Source organism: Actinophytocola sp. (assembly GCF_036378875.1).
In the GTDB taxonomy this organism is placed as follows: domain Bacteria; phylum Actinomycetota; class Actinomycetes; order Mycobacteriales; family Pseudonocardiaceae; genus Actinophytocola.
Genome location: NZ_DASUVO010000017.1, coordinates 67,533 through 81,768 on the forward strand (window position 1 = coordinate 67,533; position 14,236 = coordinate 81,768).

16 protein-coding genes and 1 tRNA gene are annotated in these 14,236 nt (G+C 68.7%); 4 read left to right on the plus strand and 13 right to left on the minus strand.

The genetic code is table 11. The annotated features are described in order from the left end of the window. Nucleotides 1-224 precede the first annotated feature (224 nt). From VF106_RS04840 to VF106_RS04865, 6 genes are all read right to left on the minus strand, one after another. Nucleotides 225-1,442 carry a S1C family serine protease gene (locus tag VF106_RS04840; protein ID WP_414638855.1) on the minus strand — a complete coding sequence of 406 codons (1,218 nt, stop codon included), beginning with the start codon at nt 1,440-1,442 and terminating at the stop codon, nt 225-227. A gap of 726 nt (nt 1,443-2,168) precedes the next feature. Then, complete coding sequence (locus VF106_RS04845) at nt 2,169-3,557, minus strand: sensor histidine kinase (protein ID WP_330838344.1); 1,389 nt, start codon at nt 3,555-3,557, stop codon at nt 2,169-2,171. Continuing rightward, nucleotides 3,557-4,249, minus strand: coding sequence for a response regulator transcription factor (locus VF106_RS04850; RefSeq protein ID WP_330838327.1), 693 nt, complete (start codon nt 4,247-4,249; stop codon nt 3,557-3,559). The genes VF106_RS04845 and VF106_RS04850 overlap by 1 nt, the downstream gene beginning before the upstream one ends. Before the next feature lie 42 nt (nt 4,250-4,291). Beyond that, entirely contained in the window at nt 4,292-5,464 is a 1,173-nt protein-coding gene (locus VF106_RS04855; protein WP_330838328.1) for a GNAT family N-acetyltransferase, read from the minus strand. 9 nt (nt 5,465-5,473) lie between these two features. After that, nucleotides 5,474-6,301: a 3-hydroxyacyl-CoA dehydrogenase family protein gene (locus tag VF106_RS04860; RefSeq protein WP_330838329.1), complete on the minus strand. Its 828-nt coding sequence runs from the start codon at nt 6,299-6,301 to the stop codon at nt 5,474-5,476. A gap of 2 nt (nt 6,302-6,303) precedes the next feature. After that, nucleotides 6,304-6,618, minus strand: a complete 315-nt coding sequence (locus VF106_RS04865; protein WP_330838330.1) for an EthD family reductase — start codon at nt 6,616-6,618, stop codon at nt 6,304-6,306. Nucleotides 6,619-6,663: 45 nt separating this feature from the next. On the opposite strand from VF106_RS04865, the gene VF106_RS04870 reads away from it, so the two are divergent. The 3 genes from VF106_RS04870 to VF106_RS50825 all read left to right on the plus strand — a co-directional run bounded on the left by VF106_RS04870 (nt 6,664) and on the right by VF106_RS50825 (nt 8,148). Beyond that, complete coding sequence (locus tag VF106_RS04870) at nt 6,664-7,302, plus strand: histidine phosphatase family protein (protein ID WP_330838331.1); 639 nt, start codon at nt 6,664-6,666, stop codon at nt 7,300-7,302. Nucleotides 7,303-7,362: 60 nt separating this feature from the next. Then, nucleotides 7,363-7,527, plus strand: coding sequence for a 50S ribosomal protein L33 (gene rpmG, locus VF106_RS04875; protein WP_330838332.1), 165 nt, complete (start codon nt 7,363-7,365; stop codon nt 7,525-7,527). A 243-nt stretch (nt 7,528-7,770) separates the two neighbouring features. Then, nucleotides 7,771-8,148 (plus strand): hypothetical protein, encoded by a 378-nt coding sequence (locus tag VF106_RS50825; RefSeq protein ID WP_414638856.1) that lies wholly within the window; start codon nt 7,771-7,773, stop codon nt 8,146-8,148. On the opposite strand, the gene VF106_RS04885 is transcribed toward VF106_RS50825, so the two are convergent. The 7 genes from VF106_RS04885 to VF106_RS04915 all read right to left on the minus strand — a co-directional run bounded on the left by VF106_RS04885 (nt 8,149) and on the right by VF106_RS04915 (nt 13,743). After that, nucleotides 8,149-9,108, minus strand: a complete 960-nt coding sequence (locus tag VF106_RS04885) for a zinc-binding dehydrogenase (protein WP_330838333.1) — start codon at nt 9,106-9,108, stop codon at nt 8,149-8,151. Between the two features lie 33 nt (nt 9,109-9,141). Further along, entirely contained in the window at nt 9,142-9,789 is a 648-nt protein-coding gene (locus tag VF106_RS04890; protein ID WP_330838345.1) for a response regulator, read from the minus strand. Nucleotides 9,790-9,869: 80 nt separating this feature from the next. Beyond that, nucleotides 9,870-11,075: an ABC transporter permease gene (locus tag VF106_RS04895; protein ID WP_330838334.1), complete on the minus strand. Its 1,206-nt coding sequence runs from the start codon at nt 11,073-11,075 to the stop codon at nt 9,870-9,872. Next, a complete protein-coding gene (locus VF106_RS04900; RefSeq protein WP_330838335.1) occupies nt 11,072-11,992 on the minus strand; it encodes an ABC transporter ATP-binding protein in 921 nt (306 codons plus the stop codon). Before VF106_RS04900 ends, VF106_RS04895 begins: the two co-directional genes overlap by 4 nt. 42 nt (nt 11,993-12,034) lie before the next feature. Beyond that, nucleotides 12,035-12,682, minus strand: a complete 648-nt coding sequence (locus tag VF106_RS04905; RefSeq protein WP_330838336.1) for a VOC family protein — start codon at nt 12,680-12,682, stop codon at nt 12,035-12,037. Nucleotides 12,683-12,694: 12 nt separating this feature from the next. Beyond that, nucleotides 12,695-13,414, minus strand: coding sequence for a DUF4440 domain-containing protein (locus tag VF106_RS04910; RefSeq protein WP_330838337.1), 720 nt, complete (start codon nt 13,412-13,414; stop codon nt 12,695-12,697). Then, on the minus strand, nt 13,411-13,743 hold the full coding sequence (locus VF106_RS04915; protein ID WP_330838338.1) for an ArsR/SmtB family transcription factor: 333 nt from the start codon (nt 13,741-13,743) through the stop codon (nt 13,411-13,413). The genes VF106_RS04910 and VF106_RS04915 overlap by 4 nt, the downstream gene beginning before the upstream one ends. Before the next feature lie 117 nt (nt 13,744-13,860). Here VF106_RS04915 and VF106_RS04920 point away from each other — a divergent pair. After that, a tRNA-Arg gene (locus VF106_RS04920) sits at nt 13,861-13,936 on the plus strand. The last annotated feature ends 300 nt before the right edge of the window (nt 13,937-14,236 follow it).

Below are 14,236 nucleotides of genomic sequence, written 5' to 3' on the forward strand. Positions count from 1 at the left end.
GAGGCCATGACACAGCCCGCGAACGCCGAGCGGCAGCGAGGCCATGTCACTATCGCAAAGCGCCGCACGCGGGCGAGCGAGGGGTTTACCGCCCGCGTGCGGCGCTCACGCAGAGCCCCTGCTTGGAGCTCTCCCGGCTCGGGGGCATCGAGCCGGAGTTGGTCTCGGCCGCTGTCCTGCGGCCGAGCGTCCGTGGTGGGAACGCATCAGCAGTTCCCGACCCATCATTCAGTCTCTACCGGCTGACCGGCAAGAGTGGCTTCAACTGTGCGCGAACCGTTGCCCAACTCAAGCCGAACCTTGTCTCCCGGTGCGTGGGCCCGCACGGCCGCGACCAGGGCGTCCGAGGTGTCGATCCGCCGGTCGTCGAGCTTGGTGACCACGTCGCCGGACTTGAGGCCCGCCTGCTCGCCAGCGCCGCCCGGGACGACCTCGGCGATCAGCGCGCCGCCGTCGGTGTTGTCGCGGACACTCACGCCGAGCACGGTCTGCGTCGCCTTGCCGGTCTTGGAGATCTCCTCGGCTGTGCGCCTGGCCTGGTTCATCGGGATGGCGAAGCCGATGCCGACGGAGCCGGCCTGGCCCTGCGACTGCGGCGAGTAGATCGCCGAGTTGATGCCGATGACCTGGCCCTGCATGTTGACCAGCGGCCCGCCGGAGTTGCCTGGGTTGATGGCCGCGTCGGTCTGGATCGCGTCCATCACCGTCGCCTGCGAGCCGTCCTCGCCGCCCGCGCGGGTCGGCCGGTGCAGCGAGCTGACGATGCCGGAGGTCACGGTGCCGGACAGTTCGAACGGCGACCCGATCGCGACCACGCCCTGGCCGGTCTTGAGCGAGTCCGAGTTGCCGAGTTCCACGATCGGCAGCCCGGTCTTGCCATCGGCCTTGACCACGGCGACGTCCGAACTGGGGTCCCGCCCGACGATGGTCGCGGCGGCGGAGGAGCCGTCAGCGAAGACGGCGGTGATGCGCCCGCTCTGGGCCGCCCCTTCGATGACGTGGTTGTTGGTCAGGATCAGCCCGTCCGAGCTGATGACAAAGCCTGAGCCCTCCCCTGCTGAGGACTGGCCCTGTACCTGCAACTGAACCACGCTCGGTGACACCTTCTCCGCCACCGCCTCTACCGAACCGGCAGGCGCGGATGACGTCTGCTCGGCCGGAGTCTTCTGATCCAGCGCGTTGCTCACCGGGCCGCTGCTGGCGTTGTCCGCGGCGAGGTAGCCGCCGACCGCACCGGCGCCGCCACCCACGAGCAGCGCGAGCACCGCGACACCCGCCACCAGCCGGCCACTGCCCCGTTTCCGGGGTGGTGGCTCAGGTGCGGGCATTCCCGGCCGTAGTAGGTAGTTGGTGGGCGGCGCGCCCGCGCCGGACTGCCCCATGGCGGTACCGAAGACCACCTGCTCGGCCGGCCCCGACCCCGGCCGAGCAGGTTCCTGCATCGGCCGCGCCCACTCACTACGCGGTTGTTCTGTAGACGGATGGGACATGGGACTGGCCCACGGGGCCGGCGTACCGAAGTCCGGGTGAGCGGGCCGGGCTGGTGGCTCACCCTCCACCGGCCGGCCCGCCACCCCGGCAGCCTGCCCACTCCCCGAGCCGGCATGCTGCCCGTGGACCTGGCCCGATGCCTGGTCATACCACTGAGGTGTGCCTGGCACCGCACCGTTCACCGCATTGGTCGCCTCCCCCTGCGACGCCGCGGGCTGGCCCGTCGAACCAGCGAACCACTCACCGCTCGGGGCAACCGGCCCGGCCGACCCACTCGGCACAGGCGCGGCCGAACCAGCGGCCTCCCCCGCCGCCGGCTGTGCGCCAGCGGCCTCCCCACCCGGAGTCCCCGCCGACCCCGTCGGCACCGAACCCGGTGCCCCGAACCACTGAGCCCCCGTGGTCTCACCGGCCGGCTGACCAGTCAACGCGGCCCGCGCCTCCGGAGCCGCCCCCTGCGGCCCAGCGGCACCACCCGACGTTTCGGCTTCCCCGCCAGGCGATACGGAACCACCGGGCGGCGCGGAAGCGTCCTGCCCCGCGCCGAACCACTCGCTCGGCGGTTCCCCTGTCGTCGAAGCCGGCTCCTGCGCCGGATTTCCTGGCCGGTTGTCCTCGGTCATGTGACTACCTTCCGCCATCGTCCTGAGAACGGCCTGAGACCAACCTTTGCGGAACTAGAGAATTGGTTCGGAACTTCCGGGCAGCCTCATGGCGATGAGTGCCCCTCCGTCGGCAGATCTACCCGCGAACACCGCGCCGCCGTGCCGTTCGGCCGCGCTCTTCACGATCGCGAGCCCCAGGCCGGAGCCCGGCAGCGTCCGAGCCTCATCTGAACGGTAGAACCGGTCGAACACGTGCGGAAGGTCCGAGTCCTTGATCCCCGGTCCGGCGTCCGCCACCTGGAGGAACGCGTACCCGTGCGCGGCCGGGCGCAGGTCCACCCGCACGGTCCCGTCCGGTGGGCTGAACTTCACCGCGTTGTCCAGCAGGTTCAGCACGGCCCGCTCCAACGTGTGCGGCTCGCCGAACAGGTGCCAGGGCTGCAGGTCCACCTCGAACTTCACGTCGCTGGCCCGGCGCCGCGCCCTGGCCAGCGCCTGCTCGACCACCTCGGCCATGTCGACGTGCTCGTGCGTGAGCGGTGGGGCGTCCTCGCGCGCCAGCTCCACCAGGTCGCCGATCAGCTGTGTCAGCTCGTCCAGCTGTGCGCGCAGGTCGCCGTGGATCTCCTGTTTGTCTACATCGGACAGCTGCGGGGTGTCCGGCTTCTCCGCCGACAGCAGCAGCTCCAGGTTCGTACGTAAGGAGGTCAGCGGTGTTCGCAGCTCGTGGCCAGCGTCGGCGACGAGCTGCCGCTGCCGGTCCTGCGCGTCCGCCACCGCGGCGAGCATCAGGTTGAAGCTGTGTGACAGACGTGCCAGCTCGTCGTCACCGTCGACCTGGATCGGTCGCAGGTCACCCGTACTGGCAACACGTTCGGTCGCTCTGGTCAGTCGTTGCACCGGTCTCAGGCCGGTGCGCGCGACGGCCGTGCCCGCGATCGCCGCGACCACCACGCCGGCGCCGCCGATGAGGAACAGCACGAGCGACAGGTCACCGAGCTGCTTCTTCGTCGGCCCCAGCGACTGCGCCAGCACCAACACGCCGTTCCGGTAGGGCACGGCGACGATCCTGCTGTCGGTCTTCCCGTCGGTACGCCAGTTCGGGGTCTTGGTGCGCGCGACGCCCAGATCCTGGGAGTTGATCGACGGCACGTTCTCCGTGCTGAGCAGCACCGAGCCGTCGGGCTGGACCCACGCCATCTCCACGTCGGTCAGCGTGAGCAGTCCACCGGGGATCCGCTCGCCGGGTCCGGTCTCCGCGATCCACTTGGCCTGGACGGTGTTCTCCGCCTTCTGCGCCAACGTGTCGTCGATCTGCGCGTACAGGTTCTCCCGCACGGTCAGGTACGCGCCGAGCGACACGAGCGCCACCGCGCCGGCCACACAGCTGGCCGCGAGCAACGTCACCCGCGACCGCAGGGACACCCGCTTCCTGCCGGTCGGGGTGGCAGTTGGCAACATCACGGAGGCGTCTCCCGCAGCACGTAGCCGATGCCGCGGACGGTGTGGATCAGCCGTGGCTCACCTTCGGCCTCGGTCTTGCGCCGCAGGTAGCCGATGTACACCTCGAGCGCGTTGCCGGAGGTCGGGAAGTCGTAGCCCCACACCTCCTCGAGGATGCGGCTGCGGGTCAGCACCTGCTTCGGGTGCGCGAGCAGCAGCTCCAGCAGCGCGAACTCGGTGCGGGTCAGGCTGATCGGCCGGTCGCCGCGCTTGACATCACGCGTGCTCGGGTCCAGCTCCAGCCCCGCGAAGCTCAGTGCCTGGGGCGCCGCGCCACCGACCGTGTCGAACGTGCGACGACGCAGCAGTGCCCGCAGCCTGGCGAGCAGTTCCTCCAGCGCGAACGGCTTCGGCAGGTAGTCGTCGGCGCCCGCGTCGAGTCCGGAGACCCGGTCGGAGACCGTGTCGCGCGCGGTCAGCACGAGAATCGGCAGGTCGTCGCCGGTGCCGCGGAGTCGCCGGCACACCTCGAGCCCGTCGAGACGTGGCATCATCACGTCGAGCACCATGGCGTCCGGCCGGGCGTTCGACACCGACTCGAGTGCCTGTTGCCCGTCGCTGGCCAGGTCCACCTGGTAGCCGTTGAACTGCAGCGACCGCCGCAGCGACTCACGTACTGCACGGTCGTCGTCGACAACGAGGATGCGCATGCGGCCAGTGTTACCCAGGGTGCTGAGACCCGCCTGAGAGACTCAGAACGAATCGGCCATTCTGGGCAACCGGGGCGCGCCCGTGAGGAGGTCGAGAACACGGGCAGCGACGGCGTCACCCTCGAGGAGACCAGTTCGGCGCAGCATGGCCGTGTCAGCCGATCCGGCGAACCACGGGCCCAGCGCCCTGGCGTGCAGCCGGACCGTGCCGTCCCCGCCCGGTGCGCAGATGACCTTGCCGCCGTCCACGGTCAACCGGTGCCGGCCGGCCTGCCACGGCGCGTGCTCGTCGATGACCTCCATGTCCACGCTGGTCGGCGTCAGGTGGGCGGCGGCGGGCCAGCCACGCGCGGCGACCGCGGCCGGCAGGTCCACCACCCGCAGCATCCACGGGTGGTTACGCACGTCCTGGAACACCGGCAACACGACCAGCAGCTGCCACCAGCCCGGGTCCGTGATCCGCAGCGAGATCTGGTGCACGACCCCGGCCCAGCGGCCGAGGTTGGCGAACAGCCCGAGCGCGGTTTCACGGTCGTCGGCGATGAGATCGTCGATCATCAGGTTGTCACCTTCCGGCCGCCGGCCGGTGAGGTAGCCGCGGACGGTGCCGTCCGGGCCGGGCACGACCTCGACGATGTCCTGCTCCAGCACCTTCTTCAACTCGAACGCCGGGGTCGACCGGTCGAGCATGCCGTCGACGGTTCGGGCGAACCGCACGTAGCAGTCGTGCAGCGCGGGCAGGTCCGCCTCGGTGGCCCGACGCATGGCCACCCGCTCGCCCGGCTTGACCAGCGACGCGAACTGTTCGGGGCGCAGCAGGGCGTGCTCGTAGTTGCCGGTCTGCTCCCAGCCGCGGCCGCGGTAGAGCGGCGGCACGGACGGGTAGAGCGCGGACACGCACTGCCCACGATCCATCATCTCCGGCAGGATCGCGTCGAGTAACGCGGTGGCGGCACCGTGCCCACGCGCGGCCGGGGCGACCGCGACGTTCGCGACCCCACCCATCGGCACCGTCGAACCACCGAAGAACTGTTGGTAGTCAACGACCTTCAGGGTGGCGGCGATCCGGCCGTCCAGCTCGGCGACGAGCCCGTACTTACCTTTCTGGTTGGACCACAGATGTTCGGGTCGCGGGTCGCGTGCCATGCCGAACGCCAACCGGTTGACCTCGTAGATCTGCTCGTCCTCGGCGTCGCGGGGCGGCCGAACGATCACGTGCGCTCCTTAGCTGGACCAGTCGAAGAACCCTCGGCCAGTCTTACGGCCCAGCTCACCGCGCGCCACCTTGTTTCTGAGCAGGTCGGGCGGGGTGAAGCGGGGCCCCAGCTCGCGCGTGAGGTGTTCGGCGATCGAGAGGCGCACGTCCAGCCCGACCAGGTCGGTGAGCCGCAGCGGACCCATCGGCCAGCCGTAGCCGAGGCGCATGCCGGTGTCGATGTCCTCGGCGGACGCCACGCCCTCCTCGACCATCCGGATGGCCTCCATGCCGACCGCCACGCCGAGCCGGGAGGTGGCGAACCCGGGCGAGTCACGGACCTCGATGACGGTCTTGCCGAGCGACTCGGCCCAGTCCCGTGCCCGCACTACGTGCGCTGGGTCGAGGTCGTCGTGCACGACCAGTTCGAGCAGGGCCTGCACGGGCACCGGGTTGAAGAAGTGCATGCCGATGACGTCGTCGCCGAGCTGTCTCACCGACAGCGACGAGGTGTTGGAGGCGAGCAGCGCGTCCGGGCAGGCCGCGCGCACGGCCGCGAAGACCTGCCGTTTCAGGGCGGCGTCCTCCGGCACGGCCTCGATGGCCAGCTCGGTCGTCGCCGGGAGCTGGTCGATGTCCGGTACGACGTCGAGCCGTTCGAGCAGCTCGCTGGCGGGCCGGTCGAGCTTGCCCCGGTCCTCCGCCTTCTTGAGCGATGCCGCGACCAGCTCCCGTGCGGCGGCGGCACGCTCCGCCCCGCTCTCGGCGATCGTGACCAGGTCACCGGCGGCGAGGAGGACGTGCGCGATGCCCGCCCCCATGGTCCCGCCGCCGACGACCGCGGCTGTGCGGGGCATGCTCAGACGACTTCGGCGGAGAACATCGCGACGAGCTCCATCCCACCGATCTCGGTGAGGTTCGCGCCGGCGGCCTGCCACTCCGGCGTGGCGAAGGCGGTCTTCATCGCCTCCTTGGACTCGAAGTACAGCTCGGCGATCAGGTACGGCTCACTCTCCCCGAAGAAGCCGGGCACGAAAGTGCGGGTGACCCTGCCGATCTCCTGGCGGATCAGGCCAGGCAACTTGTCGATGAGCGGCTTGTGCGACTCGAAGTACGCCTTCTCGAACGCCTCCGCGTCGGCGGGCTGCTTGTAGAGCGCGACGTACTTGATCATCTGGCCCTCCTCGTCGGGTTCCTACCAACCAGGCACGATAGCGCCGTGCGGATCATCTTGCTGCGGCACGCGGAAAGCCTGGGGAACATCGACGAGCTGGCGTACACCCGAACGCCGGACCACGCCTTACCACTGACGGTGCGCGGCGAGACGCAGGCCCGGGCCGCCGGCCCGTCGGTGCGGGCGCTCCTCGACGGCCCGGTGGCCGCGTATGTCAGCCCCTATGTCCGCGCGCAACGCACGTTCGCCCTGCTCGACGTGCCGACCGAACGGGTGGTGCCGGAGCCGAGGCTGCGTGAGCAGGACTGGGGCAACCTGCAGGACCCGGTGGAGCAGGAAGTGGAGAAGCGGCGCCGCCACGAGTTCGGCCACTTTTTCTACCGCCTGCCCCACGGCGAGTCCGGCGCGGACGTCGACGACCGGGTGGCGTCGTTCCTGAACGAGCTGGAGCTGCGGATCGCGAAGGACCCGGCCCACCCCGACACCGTGCTGGTGGTGTCCCACGGGCTGACGATGCGCCTGCTGTGCCGGCGGATGTTCTCGTGGAGCATCGACCTGTTCGAGTCACTGTCCAACCCGCTGCACTGCGCGGTCCGCGTCCTGGACCACAACGGCACCCACTGGCGCCTGAACGAACCGTTCGCCCAGTGGCGCGACTCCCCCGACGGCACCAAGCAGCTGTGACCGGGAATGACGGCCGGGTGGAAATCGTTGCCAACAACGGAATCGCGTGAAGGGATACAGATGGCACGCAACGAACTCCGGCCAGTCGTGAGGCTCCGCTCGACGGCGGGCACCGGCTACACGTACACAACGAGAAAGAACCGCCGCAACGACCCGGACCGCCTGGTACTGCGCAAGTTCGACCCGGTGGCCCGCGAACACGTCGACTTCCGCGAGGAACGCTGAACTCGCGTCCACAATGGACTGAGAACACCTCGCCGGTTGGTCGTCTCGGTTCGCGCTTGCCGCCGGTGCGCCCACCAGGCGTCTCCGCAACAGGCGGCGAACGCGAGCCGGAGACGGCACTTCTGCGGTGATCGACTCCGCCCAGTCGAATGCGCCCGCTCCCGACCCACCGCGAAACGTTCCAACCTGGCCGGTGAAGCCGGCTACGGCTACTGCGCCTCCCACTCCCGCTACTTCTGGGGCATGCGCCTCTACCTGGTCGCCACCGTCGAGGGCATGCCGACCACGTGGTGCCTGGCCAACCCCAAACTCGATGAACGCGACGTCATGGCCGCGCTATTGGAAGTCGACCATCACCTCGTCACCGCCGGCCAGGCCATCCTGGCCGTCAAAGGCTACGCCGAACAGACCTTCGAACAGTTCCTCGACGACCTGGGCGTGCACCTGGTCCGCACCGCTCGAGCCGGGGTCAAGCCTGACCCCGAGCCCACCCCGGTCGAACGCCGCCTGCTGCGTCTGCGGCAATGGGTGGGTGAACTGTTTGCCGGTTGCCCGTTGTGTGGCTGGGACTGTCGGTGCTCGCCGCTAGGCTGGATTCCGGAGGGCCGGAGGCCGCCATGATCAAGTCAGCAGCAGCGTCTTTCCCACTGTCTGACGGGCCTCGACCGCCTCGTGTGCCGCTCGTGCCTGGTCCAGCGGGAAGGTCTGGCCGACCAGCGGGGTGACCGCACCTGCCGCCGCTTTCTCCAACATGTCCGTCAGCGCCGCCCGCATGTCGACGCCCTTGCTCACGTCGAGGATGGCGACAACCGTCACCCCTTCGCGGGCCGGCTCGGTCTTCGGGAACTCACCTGCCGATGAGCCGTAGGCCAGGAACCGCCCGCCTGGCCGGACGAGCGCGTACGCGGCGGTGCCGATGTCGCCACCGCTGCCGTCGAACACGACGTCCACGGGGCCGACCCGATCTGTCCAGCCCGGGATCGAGTAGTCCACCGCGTCATCCGCGCCCCACTCCCGGATGAAGTCGAGTTTCCTCGTTCCCCGCGCGGCGCCGATCACCTCCGCGCCCGCGGCTTTCAGCGCGGGCACGAGCAACGTGCCGAGGCTGCCGCTCGCGGCGTTGACCAACACACGCTCACCCGGTCGCACGGCGGCCTTCTCGAGCAGTGCCACGACGGTCGGGCCGTCGTGCAACAACGTCAACGCTTCGGGCAGGGCCAGCCGGTCCGGCACCGGTGTCAGCGCGGAGGTGGCCACGACCGCGCGTTCGGCGTATGCGCCAACCGGTGTCATGCCGTTGTTCTCGCCGGTGTGCGCGAGCACGCGCCGGCCGAGCCACGACTTGTCCACTTCGGAGCCAACGGATGCCACCACCCCCGCCGCACCGTTGCCCGGGACGTACGGCGGCTCGACCGTGAACCACTCCTTGCCCCAACCGGAACGGATTCGCGTGTCGACGAACAGGACGTCCACCGCGGCAACGTCGACGACCACCTGTCCAGGACCCGCGACCGGATCGGGCAGTTCACGGACCGTCAGTACATCCGGTCCACCGAACCTTTTCACTTCCACAGCTCGCATGAGGCCAGTGTTGAACCTCGACCACGGTGGAGGTCAAGCGATCAGACCGCCGCGGTAGGCCACGAGTGCCGCCTGCACCCGGTTGACCGCTCCGATCTTGCCGAGCACGGCGGACACGTAGCCCTTGACGGTGGCCTCCGACAGGTGCAGCGCGCCGCCGATCTCCGCGTTGGACAGTCCCTGTCCGATGAGCGCCACCACTTCGCGTTCCCGGTCGGAAAGCGAGGCGAGCAGCCGGCGCGCCGGCTCGGCGGCGCGTTCCCCGTCGGCGACCGCGGACAGCACGCGTGCCGCCACTTTCGGGTCGAGCACCGCCCCACCGCGCGCGAGGTCACGCACGGCCTTGATGAGCACGTCCGGCTCGGTGTCCTTCAACAGGAAGCCGCTCGCGCCGATCCGCAACGCCTCCTGCACGTACTCGTCGACGTCGAACGTGGTGAGCATGGCCACCACCGGCGGCTCGGGTAACGCACGAAGCTTGCGCAGCGCGACGATTCCGTCGGCGGAGCGCATTCTGATGTCGAGCAGCACGACGTGTGGTCGATGCTGTCGCGCGAGATCGGCGACGTGCACGCCGTCGTCAGCCTCGGCGACCACCTCGATGTCGCCGGCGCTGGTCAGTATTGTGCGAAGTCCTGAGCGGACGAGATCCTCGTCATCCGCGAGCAGCACTTTTATCACGAACGCCTCCCCGACAGTGGGCGTCATGGCTGGCCTACCTGACGTTCCGATCCTACCCCGTCGCCGTGAGTGACCAGGGGTTATGCCGGACGCATGGCGTCGATCAGCTTGACCCGCCCTCCGCTGCGCATTACGGCGTTGGCGTAGATCCGTCCCGCCAGCCACACCAGGACGGGGATGAGCGCCAGCACCAGCCCGACCGAGAGCGCCGCCTGCCAGACCGGCACGCCGCCCATCGCGAGCCGCATCGGCATCAACGTCGGCGCGAACACCGGGATCACCGACAGGACCGCGGCCAGCGTGTTGTCCGGTTCGGACGGTAGGACCGAGATGCCGATCACGTAGCCGACGATCACGAACATCAACGCGGGCGTGATCACGCCACCGACGTCCTCCTGCCGGGACACGAGCGCGGCGAGCGCCGCGAACACCAGCGAGTACGTGATGAACCCGAGCAGGTACCAGACGACGAGCCAGACCACCGTGCCGACGGCGGCGGACGTGGATATCGACAGCACGTCCAACCCGAGCGCGGCGGCAATACCGACGCCGCCGATCACCACCATCTGCACCAGCCCGACGAGGCCGATGCCGAGCACCTTCCCCGCCATCAGCTGCCAGGGCCGAATCGTGGACAACAGCAGCTCCACCACCCGGCTGGACTTCTCCTCGACCACGCCCTGCGCCACCAGCTGCCCGTTCAGCAGCAGCGACATGTAGATCAGGATGCCGGCGACGATGCCGAGCACCAGCTGCCCCGACTGGTACGGGTAGGGCTCCTCCAGCGGCTCGACATCCACGGAGGCATTGGCGATCGCCGACCGCACCGTGGCCGGATCGCCGCCGAGGCCCGCGATCTCCTTGTTGAGCACGAGCTGTCCGGCGAGCACGTTGAGGGCATTGCGCCAGGTGTCGTCGAGGTCCTTCTCGACCACAACCCGAAGCTTGCCGTCGGCGCCCGCGATCACCAGAGCGTCGAGCGAGCCGTCGGCGACCTGCGCCCGACCGGCCGCCTCGTCGACGGTCCGCACGTCGACGTCCTCGCCGAGCTGGCCCGCGATGGTCTTGAGCGGAGCGGCGAGTGTGCTGGAATCGCGTGTGACCCCGATGGTGGCGTCGGCGCCGGAGCTGACGAGCTTCATCACGAGCGCGAAGCCGACCAGCAGCACGAGCGTCGCCACCGTCGTGATGATGAACGCCTTCGACCTCATCTTGGTGGCGACCTCGCGGCCGGCGACGAGACGCACCGCCTCCCACGAGCCGAGCCGGACATCCGGGGTGGTCATGCCGCGTCCTCCTCGGTCTCCTGCGTCACCACTTCGCGGTACAGCTCGGTCAGCGAAGGCCGCCGTCGGCTGAACTCGATCACCGGCCCGGTCGCCAGCGCCGCGTGCAGCACGGTCTGGTCGTCGACGCCGTCGTCGAGCTCGAGCACGGTCCGGCTGCCTTCCTGCCCACGTACGGTGACGCCCGCAAGCCCAGCGGCCCAACCCTCTTCGGCGTTCGGCGCCACGACGATCAGCTCGTCCGCGCCACCCGACCGCAGCTCGTCGACCTCGCCAATCGCCACCATCTGCCCGTTCCGGATGATCCCGACGCGGTGACAGAGCCGTTCGACAAGCTCGAGCTGGTGACTGGAGAACACGACGGGGATGCCGTCAGCCGCCTTGTCCTGCAGGACCTTGCTCATCACGTCGACGGCGATCGGGTCGAGCCCGGAGAAGGGTTCGTCCAGTACGAGGATGCAGGGGTTGTGCACCAGGGCGGCCGCGAGCTGCACCCGCTGCTGGTTGCCGAGGCTCAGGGTCTGGACGTCGTCGCCGCGCCGGTGCGCGACACCGAGCCGCTCGGTCCAGTCCTCCATGGAGCGTTTGGCGTCCTTGGTGGACAGCCCGTGCAGCCGTGCCATGTAGACGAGTTGCTCACCTACCTTCATCTTCGGATACAGGCCGCGTTCTTCCGGCATGTACCCGATGTGCCGGCGGGTGTCGAGCGTGACCTGCTCGCCGTCCCAGCGAACCTCACCCGAGTCCGCCGCCAGCACACCGAGTGCGATGCGCATCGTGGTGGTCTTACCGGCGCCGTTGCTGCCGACGAACCCGAACAGTTCGCCGGCACGCACGTCGAACGTCGTGTCCCGCAAGGCGACCACGTCGCCATACCGTTTGGAGATGTGGTCGATCTCCAGCCGCCCGTCACCCACCGCGGATTCCTCCCATGCCCAACCAACGGAGGAACCCTAGCGTCACCCAGAACGCAGCGCGCCGATATTGAACGTCACCCCCTGATCGTCGCGACATTCGGCGTGCCACCCCGCCGAGTTGGGCTGCGTCTCTCCGGCTGTGCCACCGGCGCGCCGGACACGTTCGGCGGCCTCATCGACATCGGCCACCCGGAAGTAAAGGTCGGGAGGTCCGGCGTGGTCCACGAACACCCCGCCCGGTGGCACGGAGTTCGAGATGTGCCACCCGTTCACGTGTGACCCCGGCGCTAACTCCCAACCAAGGGCCGCCGCGTACCGCGCCTTGGCATCCTCGTCGGCAACGGGGACGACGTAGTAGAAGAGGTCGCCTTCCGCGCACTTCGGACTGTCGTCGGCGTAACCGGAAGCCGGCTGCCAGAGGCCCAGCACACCACCCTCGGCAAGACAACTCCATCCCGACGGCGATTCGACCGGGTCCGGCGCCGCACCACCCAACTCGCGAAGCTCCGCAACGGTGGCCGCGATATCCGACACCTCGAAGTACAGGTCGACACCCGATCCTCCGCCGCCAAGCCCACCAGCGGGAGAACTCCCCTCGATGTGGTCATCGGACCGGTAGCTCCAGCTGAAGACGGCCGAGTAGAAGTCCCTGCCACGAGCGACGTCCGGCACGTGGATGGCGTAGTACATCGTTTCCTCCTGTCATTCGGTCCACTGGTGGAGCGCCATGCGCCAGTCCCCGTCCCGCCGCACCAGCACTGTCGACACCGACACCGACCTCGGCCGGGTGTCCTGCTCGTGCATGAGAGTGGCGTGGTGCGTGAACACCGCGACGGACTCCCCCAGATACACGAGGTGGGGATCGGTCAGGTCGTACTTGTGGTAGGCGGGATGCCCAGCCATCGCGGCAACGCATTGCGCTTTCGTGTACGTGTTGTGCTCACCCGGAAAGATCAGCATCGCCTCGTCGGTCAGGTTCCGTTCGAAGAACGCGACGTCCCCGTTCGCTATCGCGTCGAGAAAGTCCCCCAGCCGGCCCAGCAGCATCCGTTCCAGCGAGTGGCGTGCGAAGCCGGCTAAAAGCCCCGCCCAGTTGGCCTTCTCCCAGCCCCCGTGCCGCACCACGACCCGGGTGCCACCCTCCACGGCCTCGAATCGCACCTCGACCTCGGTCCGCTCAGCGGGGTCGGCACCGGGCGGCCCGTAGCTGAACGCCAGCCGCGGCCCGGGCTCCCACGCCGACACCTGCCCGATCTCGGCGTCCCCCTGCAGTAACTGTCCGTTCTCGAAGCGCAACTCACCGTCCGAGCCGCCCCAAAGCGACCGATCCACCCGCCACCAAGCAGCGATGTCCCTGGTGAACAGCTCAAAAGCGGCGGCGGGATCAACCTCCACCTCGACGGTCACGTGGGCCTCTGTCATTCCTCTTTCCTCTTGTTCGCGTAGTCGGAGAAGGCGTCGAGCTGCTCGGTCCAGAACGCCTCGACCTGGTCAAGCCAGGCCCGCAGCGCCAGGAACGGCTCAGCCCGCAGCCGATAGACGCGGACACGGGCGTCCGCGTCGAGCGCCCGGACCTCAACCAGCCGAGAAGCCCGCAACACACGCAGGTGCCGACTGATCGCCGGAAAGCTCATACCCGCAGCATCGGCAAGTTCCCCCGCACGCTTGGGCCCCAACCTCAACTCGTCGATCACCTGCCGCCGAACCGGGTCAGCAAGCGCCACGAGCACCTCGTCCACTTCGGTACGCACAATGACAAATATTAACGTATCCGTTAAGCATGTCAACCCACGAAGGCGAACGTCGAACAACGTTCGACCGACTAGGTGTCGACCCACCCGAGGCGCCCGCTACGCTGTCGGTGTAGCGCCCTCGTAGCTCAGGGGATAGAGCACCGCTCTCCTAAAGCGGGTGTCGTAGGTTCGAATCCTACCGGGGGCACCACGGTTGACCAGCACAAACAAGGCTCCCGACCACCGCGAATGCGGTCGGGAGCCTTGCTGTGTGTCCGGTTGTGTCCAGCTGTTTTCGGTGGTCGTCGGCTGTCTGTCCCGAATACGTCCCGAAATCGGGACGGCTACCGCGAGGCGTCCAGCCGACGTCCTAGTGTCCTGAGTCATTAGTTCGTCGGTAGTTGGTAGAGTGTGGGCGTGCCGAGCCCGAAAGTCGCCCCGGTGGTGTTGTCCGACGAGGAACGTAGCGTCCTGAGTGGATGGTTACGTCGACGGAAGACGGCGCAGGCGT

Excerpts from the sequence above, each read along its gene's own strand:
- VF106_RS04905 (WP_330838336.1), bottom strand. The coding sequence starts at position 12,682 with ATGTACTACGCCATCCACGTGCCGGACGTCGCTCGTGGCAGGGACTTC.
- VF106_RS04840 (WP_414638855.1), bottom strand. The coding sequence starts at position 1,442 with ATGCAGGAACCTGCTCGGCCGGGGTCGGGGCCGGCCGAGCAGGTGGTC.
- VF106_RS04865 (WP_330838330.1), bottom strand. The coding sequence starts at position 6,618 with ATGATCAAGTACGTCGCGCTCTACAAGCAGCCCGCCGACGCGGAGGCG.
- VF106_RS04850 (WP_330838327.1), bottom strand. The coding sequence starts at position 4,249 with ATGCGCATCCTCGTTGTCGACGACGACCGTGCAGTACGTGAGTCGCTG.
- VF106_RS04845 (WP_330838344.1), bottom strand. The coding sequence starts at position 3,557 with ATGTTGCCAACTGCCACCCCGACCGGCAGGAAGCGGGTGTCCCTGCGG.
- VF106_RS04885 (WP_330838333.1), bottom strand. The coding sequence starts at position 9,108 with ATGCGAGCTGTGGAAGTGAAAAGGTTCGGTGGACCGGATGTACTGACG.
- rpmG (WP_330838332.1), top strand. The coding sequence starts at position 7,363 with ATGGCACGCAACGAACTCCGGCCAGTCGTGAGGCTCCGCTCGACGGCG.
- VF106_RS04910 (WP_330838337.1), bottom strand. The coding sequence starts at position 13,414 with ATGACAGAGGCCCACGTGACCGTCGAGGTGGAGGTTGATCCCGCCGCC.
- VF106_RS50825 (WP_414638856.1), top strand. The coding sequence starts at position 7,771 with ATGCGCCTCTACCTGGTCGCCACCGTCGAGGGCATGCCGACCACGTGG.
- VF106_RS04895 (WP_330838334.1), bottom strand. The coding sequence starts at position 11,075 with ATGACCACCCCGGATGTCCGGCTCGGCTCGTGGGAGGCGGTGCGTCTC.
- VF106_RS04860 (WP_330838329.1), bottom strand. The coding sequence starts at position 6,301 with ATGCCCCGCACAGCCGCGGTCGTCGGCGGCGGGACCATGGGGGCGGGC.